The following is a 246-nucleotide window of genomic DNA, read 5'->3' as shown; positions in this document are numbered from 1 at the left end:
TCGTCTCCGGTGCCCTTGAGCAGGTCGTTATGACGCTGTTCATCGCCATGGGGCTGGTCGTGCTGGTGATCTTTATGTTTCTAGGCTATTTGCGCACCACCCTGGTACCTGCGGTGACCGTTCCGATTGCCGTTATCGTCGCCTTTACAGCGCTTGCGGCGCTGAATTTCTCGATCCACCTACTTACTCTGCTAGCACTGGTTCTGGCGATCGGCCTGATTGTCGCTGATGCCATCGTTGTTCTTG

At 55.3% G+C, this 246-nt stretch carries 1 protein-coding gene; it reads left to right on the top strand.

Annotated features, from left to right (window positions below):
* Nucleotides 1-246, top strand: a 246-nt coding sequence (locus tag A6R74_RS01345) for an efflux RND transporter permease subunit (protein ID WP_131798061.1), incomplete at both ends; no start/stop codon positions are given.

It is taken from the genome of Halomonas sp. ALS9 (assembly GCF_001651035.1).
Classification (GTDB): Bacteria; Pseudomonadota; Gammaproteobacteria; order Pseudomonadales; family Halomonadaceae; genus Vreelandella.
The sequence above is the reverse complement of the archived record's forward strand: the minus strand, read 5'-3'. Positions and strand labels throughout refer to the sequence as shown.